This window comes from Rhizobium sp. UFLA01-1127, from assembly GCF_059803845.1.
The window spans coordinates 45,004-58,997 of the sequence record NZ_JAUQTZ010000024.1 but is presented as its reverse complement, the minus strand read 5'-3'; the positions used below and the strand labels follow the sequence as shown (position 1 = coordinate 58,997).

Sequence of the window (13,994 nt, the reverse complement as noted above, 5' to 3'; positions counted from 1 at the left end):
GATATTGGAGGGCTATCTGACGCGAGACGGCTTTCGCACCGTCCGCGCCGGCGACGGCGAAACAGCGCTCCAGCACCACGCGCTTCTAAAGCCCGATATCGTGCTCCTCGACGTGCGCCTGCCGAAACTGGACGGTTTCGGGGTACTTGGTCGGCTCCGCCAGGCCGGCTCGACGCCGGTCATCATGGTCACGGCGGTCGCCGACGACATAGACCGTCTAAGCGGCCTGCGGCTCGGCGCCGACGATTACGTCGTCAAGCCGTTCAACCCGCAGGAAGTCGTCGCGCGTGTGAGGGCGGTCCTGCGCCGGACGCAGGGCGATCGCGCCGAAACGATCCGGCGCTTCGGCACGCTTGAGGTCGATTTCAACAGCTACACCGTCTTCGTCAGCAGCGACGAGCGCCGGATCGCATTACCGCTGACGCTCAGCGAATTCCGGATTCTAGCCTACATGATCCGCCATCCCACCCAGGCCTTTTCGCGGGCTGACATTCTCGATGCGTGCCTGCCGGAAAGCGACGCTCTGGTACGCACCGTCGATACGCACATTTCCAATCTGCGGCGCAAGCTGGAGGAGATTGGACAGGCCGGCTTTTTCCCGGCGGTGCGCGGCATCGGCTATCGTTTTTCGGACCCAAGATGAAGATACCAAGAGCCCCTTGCCTGCCGCTGGCCACACTCACGGCCATCGCGACCGCCATTATGCTGCTTCTCAGCGTCGGCCTGACATATATGGGGGTCACGTGGTACGCCTCCTATCTGGAAGAGGGCATCACCCATACCCTGCCGCCCAGGGCGGCGGCCGCCTACAAGATGCTGAGCGAGAACAAGGTTCCGGACGGCGATTCCCTTAGACTCCTGTTCGAGCACCTCAACCTGCTGACCGAGCCGACCGATTTCAAGATACAGCTTTCCGTTCTGATATGCGGCCTGCTTTCAGCCGGCCTCTGCGCCTTGATCGGGGTCTATCTGGCGCGCCGGCTCGCGCGCCCTCTTGAGGAGCTCACCGCCGCAGCCGATGGATTGAAGTCGGGGGATTTTTCCGTTCGTGTTGGCGCGTCCCACCGCAGCACCCGCGAAGTCGCGAGCCTGATGGAAACCTTCAATGCCCTTGCGACCAGCCTTGAGACCATGGAAGCGAGGCTGCGCTTCAACAACATGGCGGTCGCGCACGAGCTGCGTACGCCGCTGACCATCCTGCAGGGATCGTTGCAGAGCATGCTCGACGGCGTTTTTCCGATGGACCGGAAAATCATCTCCGATCTTCTCCTGCAAGTCGAAGGCCTGGGACGGGTCGTCGAAGACCTGCGCACTCTATCTCTGGCCATCGGCCAGAAACTCGTCATGGAGCGACAGCGCATAGACGCATCGCTATTGGTCGGGACCGTCATCGCTTCGGCAAAACCCATGCTGGATGCAAGCAGCCTGCAGGTTGAAACGAACCTGCGGCCCGCCTGGATCTCGGCCGATTCTCCTCGCGTAAGACAGGCCGTGCTGGCGCTGCTTGAAAATGCCTGCCGCTATGCTGCAGGTGGCGGCTGGCTGCGATGCGAGACGGAGCAGTCGGCGGATGAAAGCGTCGTCATCCGCATCCTCGACCGCGGTCCAGGCTTTCCGCAGGACATGGACGCGGTTGCCGTCAACCCCTTCTGGCGCGGCGACCCGTCGCGCTCGCGCGCGACGGGCGGCACGGGGCTGGGATTGGCCGTGGTGCAGGCGATAGCGGCTGCCCATGGCGGACGCCTGGAATTTGCAAACCGGCCGGAAGGCGGCGCTGTCGTCGCCATCCATTTGACGGGCAATGGCAGCCAGACGAGAGCGCAGAGCGTTTCATAGCGATGCGCGTCTTCTCGACAATGCCGCAACGGAGGCGGCGGGACCTGCCGGCTTCAACCGATCGGACCATCGCATGCGCTGTCATCGATGGGAAACTCCGCTTGAGCGCCGCTTCCGGTTGGCGGAGTCGAAGTGGCTGCCAGTGGCGAGGGCATCTTGGGGCAGAACCTAGCAAGTTTTATCGTCCTTGAAAGACTTAACGGCGGGCTATTACGCAAGCTCCATGCCTTGACATAGCCCGCATAGCCGCAAACATGGCGCGCATTTGCCGATCGACTCAAACAGGTAGTCCTGAAAGATGCGTTTCCCTCTTCTACTCCCGCTATTTATCTCTCTTGCTCCTCTTTCCGCCGCCGCCGGGACACCCTGTACCGACCTTATCGAGGGCAGTGCCGTCATCCAGCATGCGGACGGCTTCGCTATCTCCGACCTGCATGACGGCTGTGCCGTTGCGAACGGAATTTTCAAATCCGGCAGCAGAATGGGATGGACCTTCGAGCATGCGGAATTCAAGGGAGATGGGCTAACCGATTTCCTCAAGGCCATCGCCAGCAAGCCCGAACACTTGCCGACCTGGGGACTGTTCTCGGTCGAGGGCGTGCGTTTCACGCCGATGCTAGACAATGCCATGGCGAATTACATCACGACGGTCCAGCAGTGGCCGATGGACATGTCGGGCTCCTTCCGTTTCGATCCCAAGGACGGCTATCTGGACATTCAGGAGCTGGAGCTTACCAATCTGCGCCTCGGCAAGGCCTCGCTTTCGGCCGAGTTGAGCCTGCCGAAAGATGCCGGTATGCCGGCTTTAATGCAGGATGGATCGGTTGGCCTTACCCATTTGCGCTTCCGGCTCGACAATCAGGGACTGTTCGAGGGCATGGCCGTACCGTCGCTCGCGGCATTCCTCCAGCAGATGGCTGGCTCCGACGATCCCGCCCAGGGAATCAACCAATTGCGCGATTCGACTGTCGCAGCGCTGCAGGCGCTGCCCGAAGGCCGGATTGATGCTGAATCGAAGGAAGCCCTGCTCCGCTTCGTGAAGGATCTGCCGCATCCGACCGGTTTCTTCACGCTCGATCTTGCCCTCGATCAGCCGCTGAAGATCAGCGCACCCGACTTCGATAGCGCGCAATTGGCACAATCCGCGCTGGCAAACGCCAGGATCTCGGTCAGCTACAAGGCCCGCTGATATGGTCTAAAGATGCCTTCAGGGATCAGTCCGAGACTGCCGACAGACCGCGCCGGCGATCGCAGGCGCGGTTCGGCTCGATATCAACCGAGGAAAGTGCGGATTTCAGCAGCGATCTCGGCCGCATGGGTCTCCAGAGCGAAATGGCCGGTGTCGAGCATTTTGACGATCGCCTCGGGAATGTCACGGCGATAGGCCTCAGCGCCCGGCGGCAGGAAAAAGGGATCGTGCTTGCCCCAAATCGCCAGCAACCGCGGCTTGTGGGTTCTGAAATAGGCCTGGAATGTGGGATAAAGCGCCACATTGCTCTTATAGTCACCGAAGAGATCGAGCTGCACTTTCTCCGCACCAAGGCGCGCCAGATAAAAACTGTCGAGCGAATAGCCGTCCGGAGAGACCTTCGAGGCGTCTGGGACACCATGCGTGTACTGCCACGCCGTCGCATCCGGCTGCAGGAATGCCTTCAGAGCATTGCGGTTTTCCTCGGAGGCGTCACGCCAATAGGCTTGGATCGGATTCCAGCCTTCGCTCAAACCCTCCTCATAGGCATTGCCATTCTGGGAGATGATCGCCGTGATCCGCTCCGGGTGTTTCACGGCCAGCCGGAAACCGGTCGGCGCACCATAGTCGAAGACATATATGGCATAGCGATCGAAACCGACGACTTCCGTGAAGCGGTCGATCGTCTCGGCGATGCTATCGAACGTGTTGCGGCCCTTCGGCGCATCGGATTGCCCGAAGCCCGGAAGATCCGGCGCGATGATGTGGTAGCGATCGGCGAGCGGCGGGATGAGATCGCGGAACATGTGGCTGGAAGTTGGGAAGCCGTGCAGCAGCAGCAGTTTGGCCGCGCCCGGAGAGCCCGCCTCGCGATAGAAGACTTTGACGCCGTCGACATTGACGGTGCGATAGCTGATATGAGTCATGATAAGTCCTTTCATAACCTTCATAATCGATCTTATTAGGTTACTTATCTGGAATGCTGATGGCAGAGGCGGCATCCCGGATGATGGCGATGATGGCGGCCGGCGCCGTAACCATCGGCATATGATCGGCCAGGACCGAGCGCTGCTGCGCCCTCATGCGTGCCGCCATGAACCGCTGGTTTTCGACCCCGATCATCCGGTCTTCCTCGGCGATCAGGAACCAGGTGGGACGATCCGTCCAAAGCGGGCGGCCGACGGGGACGGTGATGCATGCTGGCGAGATCGGCCGCTGCGCGGCCACCAAGACTGCCAGTTCATCGGCCTTCGCGTTCTGGGCAAAGGCCGTGGCAAACGCATCCTGCGGGAGGTAGATCAACCCGTGGCTGTCGGGCGCCAGCTTCGGCGCCCGCGGATGCGGCGCGCCCCGATAGAAGACATCGGCAACCGTCTCGCCTTCACCCGGCGCAAGCGCTGCGACATAGACAACAGCCTTAACCTTTTCGCCGGAGACAGCGGCAATCACCGCGCCGGCATAGGCGTGGCCAACCAGGATCACCGGTCCCATCGTCCGTTCCAGGGCTCGCTCGAGCGCGGCGACATCATCGGCAAATGACGTCAACGGCAGTGGTGCGGCCGTCACTGAAAAGCCATCAGCCGCAAGCGGCGCAATTACTTTTGCCCAGCCGGAGCCATCCGCCCAGGCGCCATGGACAAGAACAATATCTGCATTTTGCGACGACATCAGCTTTCTCCCTGCGGCTCGAAGCTAGTAACCTTTTAAATTGCTTCAATAGGGTTACGCTCGATATACATAACTTGTCAAGAGCCTTTTGGCAGGTTACGTAGACGCTATGTTTTCGAGCGGCCTTTCGGTAACCCTGACGGCCGGAACAGGAGTAGTCGATGGACAATCATTCGCCCGCTATCTTTGTCGGCGACACGCTGGGCCTGGATTTCCTTAATTCGGTTGCAACGCCTGCGGATGTGCCGATCGACTGGGTCGACGATGGAGAGGGTCTGCTTGCCTGGCTGGAACAGGCGCGCCTGGTACCGCCGGAGACGCTCGCAGCCATTCGCGAGCAGGCCCTGCCTGGCGAGCTCGACAAGGTCGCCGATCAGGCACGAAGCCTGCGCGAATGGTTCAGAACCTTCGTATTTGCCCACAAGGGACAGCCGCTGACGGCAGAGGCCTTGAGCGATCTGGAACCGCTGAACCGCCTGCTGGAACGCGATGAAGTTTTTAGCCGGATCGTCGTAGATAAGCCGGGCGAAAGCGGCAAATTCAGCTTTCAGCCCATGCGGAAATGGCGCTCGCCGGAAGCACTGCTATTGCCCATCGGCGAAGCGCTGGGGCGCTTTGTCTGCACGGAGGACTTCTCCGATGTGAAGGCCTGCGAAGGCCACGGATGTACCTTGCTTTTCATTGACCACACGCGCGGCCGCCGCAGACGTTGGTGCAGCATGGCGATGTGCGGCAATCGCGCCAAGCAGGCAGCCCATCGGCACCGACTCAAGCAGAGCTGATGCCATCCAGGTTCAGACCGGATCTTCTCGGTGGAGATCGTGGATGGCCACTGCTTCATCGCTGAAGGGCGGCAGCAGCCATTCGGAGTGGCGCAGCGTTCGCTTGGTATCCTCCAACCCCATGTCCCAATGCTCGCGCATCGAGGTGCCGGAAAACTCGTAGTCCTTGGCGTGGCCTTCGTAGTTCTTGTGCTGATAGATCAGATGGACGATGTTGACGACGCCGGCATCGGAATAGTCGGCGATCAGCTCTTCCTCTTCCGGCGTCAGCTGATCCTTCGGAACACGCTTCAGCGCGCTCAGAAGCTTCATCTTCAGCCCGTGGATACGCTTGAAATTGTCGGTGTTCTGCCGCGTGCGGCTCGAATACATGATGTCCTTGTGGCGCGACAGCACATCCGGCATGCTGCGCGGCAGGACGCCGCGCGCGCTGAAGAGATCCACTTGAAACACCAGCGAGCTGCGGTCCTCTTCCTGATCGAGCAGATATTGCAGCGGCGTGTTGGAGACGATGCCGCCGTCCCAATAATATTCGCCTTCAATACGGATGGACGGCAAGGCAGGCGGCAACGCACCGCTTGCCATGATATGCTCGGGGCCGATGCGGATATTGTCGGTGTCGAAATAGACGAAGTTGCCGGTACGGACGTTGACGGCGCCGACGCTGAAACGCTTTTTGCCGTCATTCAGCACGTCGAAATCGATCAGCATCTCCAGCGTCTTCTTCAGCTCCGAGGAATCGTAGAAGCTGGTCGCCCCTTCGGCACCCGGCAGCTCGAACCAGGGATTGGGAAAGCGCGGCTTGAAAAAGCCGGGCTGGCCCATCGTCATGGTCATCCAGGAGCTGGTACGGTTGCGGATATCGCGGAAGACGTCGCCTTCCGGTGTAAAGGCCCAGATCTTGCGGCCGGAAATGATCTGCCAGAATTGCTCGAGGCGCTGCAGCCGCCGTCCGGGCTCGTTGCCGGCGATGATGGCGGCATTGACCGCGCCGATCGAGACGCCCGAAAGCCAGGTCGGCTCACATCCCGCTTCGGCAAGCGCCTCGTAGACACCGGCCTGATAGGCGCCGAGCGCACCGCCGCCCTGGAATACCAGGGCGACACGATCATATTGAGCGGCAATTTCAGGGATAGTCGGGGCCGCGGCCTTGGTGTTTCGTTCGAGCACGATCCGTCTCCAGCATGAAATGAAATAAGGTTTCGGTTATCTGCGCTCGGCAAGATAATCGTGAACGACTTCGCCGAGGCCGAGCGTCAGATCGGCAGTGAAATGAACGGCGGAAACCACTTCGAGAACGGGCAGCCGCGCGACATCGGCCATGACATGCGGACGAAGATCAAGGGCCGCAGGCGAGGTCCAGGCTTCCTTGATGGTGATATCGGTCAGGTAATAGCGCACCAGCTCGCAAATACGCGGGGTGGCATCGACATGCGGTATGATCTTGATCAGGAAATTGGGCTCCGAAAGAGCGGCCAGAAGAGGTCCCTGGTCGACCGGCCTGTGCTTGTATCCCATAGTGCCCGTGGCGCAGAGGACGCTGCCGTAATGCAGCGTGCCGACGATGACCTCGCCCTCGTTGACGATCTTCGGATTGGCAAGTTTCTTCGGAAAGCCCCAAATCTCGCGGCCGCCGGTGATCGGCGCATCGTCGTCGAGATACATGGAGTGGACATAGCCGCCCTTTTGTCCGCGATAGGTAACCGGGATGACCTGTCCGGTCTCGGTATAATCGCCGAAGCCGGTGGAATCGGGCATGCGGATGAATTCGTATTTCACCAGCGGCTCGTCGATTTCGAGCGGGGCCGGCACGACCGCCTCAAGGGCTTCGCGCGTCGTGCGGTAGGTAATGATGATATATTCGCGATCGAAGAACCGATAGGGTCCCGGAGGATAGGAAGGACTGGTCAGCGGCATCGCATATGCATGCTTGAGAATGTCTTCGACCTTCATCGTATATTCCGTCGTTGGAGGAAATCGCCGGGCATCGGAGCGAAAACTTGCACGGTTGCATGACAGTGAAGTGTCAGGTGCAGAAGGGTTGCGGCGAAAGGCGACACCGCACTGTTATCAAAGCGACATACGAGGCTGGCAGTGTGCGCCCATCTTGGGCATTTTCCATTTGCTCAACCACGTCACAGAGATTGCGGGAGTTGCATCATGGGTTCGTTGACTTCGAAGAATGCGCTGGTCACCGGTTCGACGAGCGGTATCGGGCTTGCGATTGCTCGCGCCTTTGCCGCCGAAGGCGCGAACGTCACGATCAACGGCCTCGGCGATGCAGATGCGATCGAAAAGGAGCGTGCCGCCATCGAGGCCGATTTCGGCGTGAAGTGCCGCTATTCCGGCGCCAACATGATGAATGGCGAGGAAGTTACGGCCATGGTGCGTGAAGCCGAGGAAGCCTTCGGCAGCCTCGATATTCTCGTCAACAATGCCGGCATCCAGTTCGTGGCGCCGATCGAGGAATTCCCCGATGACAAATGGGAGGCGATCATCCGCATCAACCTGCTTGCTGCCTTCTACGCCATCAAAGCCGCGATCCCCGGCATGAAGGCCCGCAAATGGGGCCGGATCATCAACACGTCCTCGGCGCACGCACTGGTCGCTTCGCCGTTCAAGTCGGCCTATGTCTCGGCCAAGCACGGCATTACCGGTCTTACCAAGACCATCGCTCTCGAAGCTGCCCGCGATGGCGTGACCGTCAATTCCATCGCGCCCGGCTACGTCTGGACGCCGCTTGTCGAAAAGCAGATCCCCGAGACCATGAAGGCCCGCAATATGACGGAAGAGCAAGTCAAGCACGATGTGCTGCTGGCCGCCCAGCCGACGAAGGAATTCGTGACCGTCGATGAAGTCGCAGCCATCGCCGTCTTCCTGTGCGGCGACGCCGCCAAGCAGATTACCGGCACGACGCTTTCCGTCGATGGCGGCTGGACCGCCGAATAATACCAAAGCCATAGCCGGCACATGCTTGAGCGGCGCGCCGGCTTTCTGCGGCCACACCGCGGCAGCATCAACATGAGAACAGAGCAGGAGGCGCATAATGACCGAAGAAAACCAGGACCCGCTCAGCCGCATCAAGGATGAGATCGTCGACAGCTTCGACGAAGAGCTGGAGATGCAGCTTGAAGAGGACCGTCTAGACGAGCTGGTTGCCGAAGGTCTGATCAGCGAAGGCGAAGCGACGCTCGACCGCAGGGTCTATTTCCGCGAACTCTTCCGTCTTCAGCATGAACTCGTACGCCTGCAGGACTGGGTGCAGTACAAGAAGCTCAAGGTCGTCGTGCTGTTCGAAGGCCGCGATTCCGCCGGCAAGGGCGGCGCCATCAAGCGCGTCACCCAGCGTCTCAATCCGCGCATCTGCCGCGTCGTCGCGCTGCCGGCACCGACCGAGCGCGAGAAGCACCAGTGGTATTTTCAGCGCTACGCCGCCCATCTGCCGACGGCAGGCGAAATGGTGCTGTTCGACCGCAGCTGGTATAACCGCGCCGGCGTCGAGCGCGTCATGGGCTTCTGCTCGCCGGAGGAGCTGGAAGAGTTCTTCCGTTCGGTGCCGGATTTCGAGCGCATGCTGGTTCGCTCCGGCATCATTCTCCTCAAATACTGGTTCTCGATCACCGACGAGGAACAGGAATTCCGTTTCAACATGCGCATTCAGGACCCGCTGAAGCAGTGGAAGCTTTCGCCGATGGACCTGCAGAGCCGCGTGCACTGGGAGGAATATACCAAGGCCAAGGAAGAGATGCTCGAGCGCACCCATATTCCGGAAGCGCCGTGGTGGGTCGTCCATGCCGTCGACAAGAAGAGGGCACGCCTCAACTGCATCGCGCATCTGCTGACGCAGATCCCTTACGAGGCAGTTCCGAAGTCGGAAATCATCCTGCCGGAGCGCATGCGCAACGCCGACTATCATCGCACACCGGTGCCGCCGGAAATGTACGTGCCGGAAATCTACTGACGATATCGACTAGACGGGCTCGCCTCAGCGAGCCCGACATCCGCCAAAGACTATAGCGAGCGGCACCGCAACTGATGATATGATGCGAATCTGAAATTCGTGTCATCGGCTGAGGAGATCGTCATGACTGCGCCGCATCCGTCGAAAACGCATATCGGCAACCACCCCCTCCATCCCGAAACCCAGATGCTGAATTACGGCTACGACCCGGAACTTTCCGAGGGCGCGGTCAAGCCGCCTGTTTTCCTGACCTCCACCTTCGTCTTCAAATCGGCCGAAGACGGGCGCGATTTCTTCAATTACATATCCGGCCGCACCGATCCACCTACAGGCACAGGCGTCGGCCTCGTCTATTCGCGCTTCAACCATCCCAATAGCGAAATCGTCGAGGATCGCCTGGCCGTCTATGAGCGAACCGAAAGTGGTGCACTTTTTTCCTCCGGCATGTCGGCGATCGCGACCACCCTTCTCACTTTCGTCCGCCCGGGCGATGCGATCCTGCATTCCCAGCCGCTTTATGGCGGCACGGAAACGCTCGTCGCCAAGACATTCCTCAATCTCGGCGTCTCGGCCGTGGGCTTCGCCGACGGGGTCAATGAAGACTCGGTGGAGGCAGCCGCCGACGAGGCCATGGCCAAAGGCCGAGTCTCCATCATTCTCGTGGAAACGCCGGCCAACCCGACGAACAGCCTGGTCGACATCGCCATGATCCGCCGCGTTGCCGATGAAATCGGCAAGAAGCAGGGACACACTCCGATCGTCGCCTGCGACAACACGCTGCTCGGTCCGGTCTTTCAGCGGCCGATCGAGCATGGGGCCGATATCTCACTCTATTCGCTGACCAAATATGTCGGCGGCCATTCCGATCTGATCGCGGGTGCGGCTCTCGGCTCCAAGACCGTCATCAAGCAGGTGAAGGCGCTGCGCGGAGCGATCGGCACCCAGCTCGATCCGCATTCCTGCTGGATGCTCGGCCGTTCGCTGGAAACGCTGCAGATTCGCATGGAGCGGGCAAACAGCAACGCCCGGGCCGTGGCCGATTTCCTGCGGGATCATCCGAAGGTCGAGCAGATCCATTACCTGTCCTATGCAGACCCTTCTTCGGCGACCGGCCGCACCTTCGCCGCCCAGTGCAGCGGCGCGGGCTCCACCTTCTCCTTCGATATCAAGGGCGGCCAGCCGGCATCGTTCAAGTTCCTGAATGCGCTGCAGATCTTCAAGCTCGCCGTCAGCCTCGGCGGTACGGAATCGCTGGCCTCTCATCCGGCAACAACCACACATTCCGGCGTTCCCGTGGATGTGCGCCACCGTATCGGCGTGCTGGAATCGACAATCCGCCTGTCGATCGGGATCGAGCATCCCGATGATCTGATCGCCGATCTCGCCGCCGCCCTTGAAGCCGCATCCTGAAGCCTATGCGACCCAGCAGGTCGAGAGCGGGATGAATCAGCTGCGAACGTTCAGAAGGTTCGCATCCGTGCAAGACGCGAAGCGCCGCCGCGAATATGAGGTGCGTCAACGCGACTTGAGCTGGGCAATCGACAGCATGAGATCGGCGCTCATGCCGATGCCGGTGCCGCGGGTCAGAATAGCCGATGCCGGCGAGCTCGTGCCCGCGCCGTTTGCCGCATCATAAACGGCGGAAAAGCGCTTCAGCAGGTGGTTCACCTTGCTGGCGTCATGCAGATCCTTGATGGGAAAGAGTTTTTCCAGCATCTTCGCCTGGCGGGTCACGTCCATGTTGGACATGGATGCGGGCAGCGAATAGGTCGTCTTGATAACGTTGTAGAGTGCCGGATCCGACATGATGTCATAGACGGAATTGACCTGCGGCGCCTTCCGCTGAAAATAGAGCGCAAGGCGAACACCGTCATTGGAAGCGCCCTGCTGCGTTTCCAAGGTCTGATGAAGATAGAGGTCATTGGTGGCAAGACGCGCACCTTTATTCTGACCCGCTTCGATCTTGGCTGTGGTCAGATTTCCCTTGGTATCGAAGTTGAAGACGTTCACCATCGCCTTGAACTTCTCGCCTGCCGTCGTGTTCAAAAAGCCCTTGGCATCCTCTGGATCGGCCGTGAAGGCTTTCTTCAAGGTGTTCTTGTCGATCGTCTTCGGGTCGATATTGTTTGCAACGAGAATGAAATCCGTCAGCTTCTTGTCTGCCAGGAGCTCGTCGACCGTTTTGACCTTGGCGATCGACTTGCTGAATTCGGTAGCCGCATCTTTCGCATCCTTGACCGCCTTATTGCGCATGTCACCCGTCAAGCCGAAGGTCTTCGACTTCGAGTAGGCGGAGATGAAGCTGTTGATCGAGGTCTGCGACAGCGCCGTAACGGGCTCGTGGAGGTGGCCCTTGCTGTCGAAATTGAATGCTTTGGCAAGCTCGATGAAGCGCTCGTCCTTTAAGGATCCGACATAGCTCTTGCTGTCATAGGGATCGCTTTCGAGAATCTTGCGTAGTTGATCCCTGGAAACCTCGTTCTTCTCGATCCCGAAGGCACGAAGCGCCATCTCCTCCACGGTCGGAAGGTTCTTGCTCTTTGTGTCGTTGGCGGCAAAGAAATCCTCGATCGTCTTTATCTTGCCGACCGCGGTCTTGTAGTGCTTCTCGGCATCGCCGAACAGAGCCTGTTTGGCGTCCTTGGCCCGGGTCAGATACTTCGTGGAAATATCGTCGATGGCCTGAGCCGGCTGCGCGGGTTGGCCGGCCGGCAATGTTCCGTCGGATGCGAAATTGAAATGGGAGACCATATCCGCCATCCCTGTCAAGGCAGCATAGCCGGGATTGGTGAAGGCAAGATTGAACTGGACCGGGGTGAGCTTTGTTTCAAGCCCGAATGCCACCTTTACATAGGAGAACAGCCTGTTGTCTCCGGTGATATCGTTGAGCGACGTCACCTTCGTGATTGCCTGGCGATAATAATCGTCGTTGCTGGTGGCCGCCTCCGGTGTCAGCAGATTTGGAACCATGCTGTCATATCGCGAAATCATGGCCTCCTTCTGCCCGGCCGTTTGCGCCGTTGCCGCGGAAAGCGTCCCGTCGGCATTGAAATTGAACTGGGATGCGATCAGCCTATAGGTCGTCTGCGTCACGGCCGAACGGAAATTGCTCGCCGTATTGACGAAGCTGTTCGGATCGCTGACATCGCTGGTCAGAACCGATTTCAGGAACGTCTTCGATATATTGTCCGGATTGAGCCCGTGAGCCCGGAGGATATAATCGCTCAGCCTGCTGCTGTTGACGATATCGTCGGCATTCGAGACCTTGTCGATCGCGGCATCATAGAACTTGCTCTCCTTCTTCGCCAATGCCGTTTCATTGGCGAAAGATTGCTCATAAAGCCCGATCGTATCGCTTTTCTGAGCATCGCTCTGAGCGGATTGATTTTTGGACTTGGCACCGAAATTGAAGGCTGCAGCAAACTGCCGGTAGCGGTTGTCGGTCAGCTTGTTGGCGAAGCTGTGAGTGTCGCTGAGGTCGCTCGTCAGAACCTTTTTCATGAAGGCTTTGGCATAGGTCATATCTTCCAGACCATAGGCCTTCATCGCATAGCTGAAGAGCTTGTAGTCGCTCAGGAACTCATCGATATTCTTAACTTTGCCGATATGCGTATCGTAATAATGCTGGTCGCTCTTGACGGTCGCCTGCTTGGCGACACGCGCAAGTGTAGATGCCATGTCCTTTGTTGCGGTCACATAGCCGAGATACGTCGAAATCATAGATCGCCCCCACAGCGCATTTCACCGGTATTCGCCCCGCACGCTTTATCGCAACCAGACCTTGCGTGAAACTAAACCACCGATAAACGGGTCATTCCCGCGCAACTTCACGTAGATCGGCCGGCCGGAAGAGATTGTCGGGCTGATGCCGGCATTTACGGCCAGAGCGATGCCGTGGCGAGCTGGATATCGGCATGCTTCGCCACGGCACGAATTGACGCATTGCGCATGCAAAGGGGCTGGCCTAAGACTGCAAACCTTATCCGCGGGATGCGGATGGCGGGGAGAAGGATGCGGAAGACGATTTCGCGGACATGGCAGTGGGGGGCGCGCATCCTTTGCGCCGTGGCGCTGCTGCTTGTCGGCTTCGCCCATCAGCCGATCATGGCCACCCCGGACGAGATATCTCCGATCGAGCTTGCCCAATACCGGCTGCCCGATGGATCGCTGCCCATCCTCTGTATCACTTACAAGGATGCCGACGGCAAGATGCATGGAAAAGCCTATGCGCCTGCATGCGAGGCATGCCGGATCGCTTCAGCTGCGCTCCTGCCCACGCCTCCGACCGAGATTTGCGAACGCCTCGCCTCCCCGCGCGGAGAGACCATTGGCGCGAGACCGGAAGCCTTCCACCGGCAGCTTTATCCACCGAACACCGGCCCAAGAGCGCCACCCGTCCCCGACATCGTTGGCTGAACCGGTGTTGCGGCTTTGCCGCAGCACCTGCAATCAACGGCCGCCGTCAAGCGCGACCTATAGGTCGCAACATCTGAGGATTGGTGCTTTCCGCCGCCGAACTTCGCCGGGCAAGGCGGACCGATTGGCCTAGCTGGCCATG

At 59.5% G+C, this 13,994-nt stretch carries 13 protein-coding genes; 8 read left to right on the top strand and 5 right to left on the bottom strand.

Translation table 11 applies throughout. From position 1 onward, the window contains the following. Position 1: 1 nt before the first annotated feature. The 3 genes from Q4Q11_RS08625 (at position 2) to Q4Q11_RS08615 (ending at position 3,025) form a co-directional block, all read left to right on the top strand. Positions 2-643, top strand: a complete 642-nt coding sequence (locus Q4Q11_RS08625) for a response regulator (RefSeq protein WP_498569229.1) — start codon at positions 2-4, stop codon at positions 641-643. Next, entirely contained in the window at positions 640-1,836 is a 1,197-nt protein-coding gene (locus Q4Q11_RS08620) for an ATP-binding protein (RefSeq protein ID WP_498569228.1), read from the top strand. The genes Q4Q11_RS08625 and Q4Q11_RS08620 overlap by 4 nt, the downstream gene beginning before the upstream one ends. Positions 1,837-2,134: 298 nt before the next feature. Next, a complete protein-coding gene (locus Q4Q11_RS08615; RefSeq protein WP_498569227.1) occupies positions 2,135-3,025 on the top strand; it encodes a hypothetical protein in 891 nt (296 codons plus the stop codon). Between the two features lie 83 nt (positions 3,026-3,108). Here Q4Q11_RS08615 and Q4Q11_RS08610 read toward each other — a convergent pair whose 3' ends face one another. Together Q4Q11_RS08610 and Q4Q11_RS08605 are read right to left on the bottom strand one after the other, a co-directional pair. Then, positions 3,109-3,951 carry an alpha/beta fold hydrolase gene (locus Q4Q11_RS08610; protein ID WP_498569226.1) on the bottom strand — a complete coding sequence of 281 codons (843 nt, stop codon included), beginning with the start codon at positions 3,949-3,951 and terminating at the stop codon, positions 3,109-3,111. Positions 3,952-3,991: 40 nt separating this feature from the next. After that, positions 3,992-4,693, bottom strand: coding sequence for an alpha/beta fold hydrolase (locus Q4Q11_RS08605; protein ID WP_498569225.1), 702 nt, complete (start codon positions 4,691-4,693; stop codon positions 3,992-3,994). Between the two features lie 161 nt (positions 4,694-4,854). Here Q4Q11_RS08605 and Q4Q11_RS08600 point away from each other — a divergent pair, with 161 nt between their 5' ends. Continuing rightward, positions 4,855-5,475 carry a CGNR zinc finger domain-containing protein gene (locus Q4Q11_RS08600; protein WP_498569224.1) on the top strand — a complete coding sequence of 207 codons (621 nt, stop codon included), beginning with the start codon at positions 4,855-4,857 and terminating at the stop codon, positions 5,473-5,475. A gap of 12 nt (positions 5,476-5,487) precedes the next feature. Here Q4Q11_RS08600 and Q4Q11_RS08595 read toward each other — a convergent pair whose 3' ends face one another. Together Q4Q11_RS08595 and Q4Q11_RS08590 are read right to left on the bottom strand one after the other, a co-directional pair. Then, entirely contained in the window at positions 5,488-6,645 is a 1,158-nt protein-coding gene (locus Q4Q11_RS08595) for a patatin-like phospholipase family protein (RefSeq protein WP_498569223.1), read from the bottom strand. 36 nt (positions 6,646-6,681) lie between these two features. Further along, positions 6,682-7,428: an acetoacetate decarboxylase gene (locus Q4Q11_RS08590; protein WP_112509904.1), complete on the bottom strand. Its 747-nt coding sequence runs from the start codon at positions 7,426-7,428 to the stop codon at positions 6,682-6,684. A gap of 207 nt (positions 7,429-7,635) precedes the next feature. On the opposite strand from Q4Q11_RS08590, the gene Q4Q11_RS08585 reads away from it, so the two are divergent. The 3 genes from Q4Q11_RS08585 to Q4Q11_RS08575 all read left to right on the top strand — a co-directional run bounded on the left by Q4Q11_RS08585 (position 7,636) and on the right by Q4Q11_RS08575 (position 10,846). Further along, positions 7,636-8,424 carry a 3-hydroxybutyrate dehydrogenase gene (locus Q4Q11_RS08585; RefSeq protein ID WP_112509906.1) on the top strand — a complete coding sequence of 263 codons (789 nt, stop codon included), beginning with the start codon at positions 7,636-7,638 and terminating at the stop codon, positions 8,422-8,424. 97 nt (positions 8,425-8,521) lie between these two features. Next, positions 8,522-9,436: a polyphosphate kinase 2 gene (gene ppk2, locus Q4Q11_RS08580; protein WP_498569222.1), complete on the top strand. Its 915-nt coding sequence runs from the start codon at positions 8,522-8,524 to the stop codon at positions 9,434-9,436. Positions 9,437-9,559: 123 nt separating this feature from the next. Then, positions 9,560-10,846, top strand: coding sequence for a cystathionine gamma-synthase family protein (locus Q4Q11_RS08575; RefSeq protein ID WP_498569221.1), 1,287 nt, complete (start codon positions 9,560-9,562; stop codon positions 10,844-10,846). A gap of 105 nt (positions 10,847-10,951) precedes the next feature. Here the strand turns inward: Q4Q11_RS08575 and Q4Q11_RS08570 are convergent, their stop codons facing one another. Continuing rightward, complete coding sequence (locus Q4Q11_RS08570) at positions 10,952-13,156, bottom strand: DUF1217 domain-containing protein (RefSeq protein ID WP_498569220.1); 2,205 nt, start codon at positions 13,154-13,156, stop codon at positions 10,952-10,954. Between the two features lie 291 nt (positions 13,157-13,447). Here Q4Q11_RS08570 and Q4Q11_RS08565 point away from each other — a divergent pair, with 291 nt between their 5' ends. Beyond that, the gene (locus tag Q4Q11_RS08565; RefSeq protein ID WP_498569219.1) at positions 13,448-13,852 is read left to right on the top strand and encodes a hypothetical protein; all 405 of its coding nucleotides are present in this window, start codon (positions 13,448-13,450) and stop codon (positions 13,850-13,852) included. Positions 13,853-13,994 lie beyond the last annotated feature (142 nt).

What these genes read in the sequence shown, in the direction of transcription:
- Q4Q11_RS08620 (WP_498569228.1), top strand. Translation starts at nt 640, where the DNA reads ATGAAGATACCAAGAGCCCCTTGCCTGCCGCTGGCCACACTCACGGCC.
- Q4Q11_RS08600 (WP_498569224.1), top strand. Translation starts at nt 4,855, where the DNA reads ATGGACAATCATTCGCCCGCTATCTTTGTCGGCGACACGCTGGGCCTG.
- Q4Q11_RS08605 (WP_498569225.1), bottom strand. Translation starts at nt 4,693, where the DNA reads ATGTCGTCGCAAAATGCAGATATTGTTCTTGTCCATGGCGCCTGGGCG.
- Q4Q11_RS08590 (WP_112509904.1), bottom strand. Translation starts at nt 7,428, where the DNA reads ATGAAGGTCGAAGACATTCTCAAGCATGCATATGCGATGCCGCTGACC.
- ppk2 (WP_498569222.1), top strand. Translation starts at nt 8,522, where the DNA reads ATGACCGAAGAAAACCAGGACCCGCTCAGCCGCATCAAGGATGAGATC.
- Q4Q11_RS08615 (WP_498569227.1), top strand. Translation starts at nt 2,135, where the DNA reads ATGCGTTTCCCTCTTCTACTCCCGCTATTTATCTCTCTTGCTCCTCTT.
- Q4Q11_RS08570 (WP_498569220.1), bottom strand. Translation starts at nt 13,156, where the DNA reads ATGATTTCGACGTATCTCGGCTATGTGACCGCAACAAAGGACATGGCA.
- Q4Q11_RS08610 (WP_498569226.1), bottom strand. Translation starts at nt 3,951, where the DNA reads ATGACTCATATCAGCTATCGCACCGTCAATGTCGACGGCGTCAAAGTC.
- Q4Q11_RS08585 (WP_112509906.1), top strand. Translation starts at nt 7,636, where the DNA reads ATGGGTTCGTTGACTTCGAAGAATGCGCTGGTCACCGGTTCGACGAGC.
- Q4Q11_RS08575 (WP_498569221.1), top strand. Translation starts at nt 9,560, where the DNA reads ATGACTGCGCCGCATCCGTCGAAAACGCATATCGGCAACCACCCCCTC.
- Q4Q11_RS08565 (WP_498569219.1), top strand. Translation starts at nt 13,448, where the DNA reads ATGCGGAAGACGATTTCGCGGACATGGCAGTGGGGGGCGCGCATCCTT.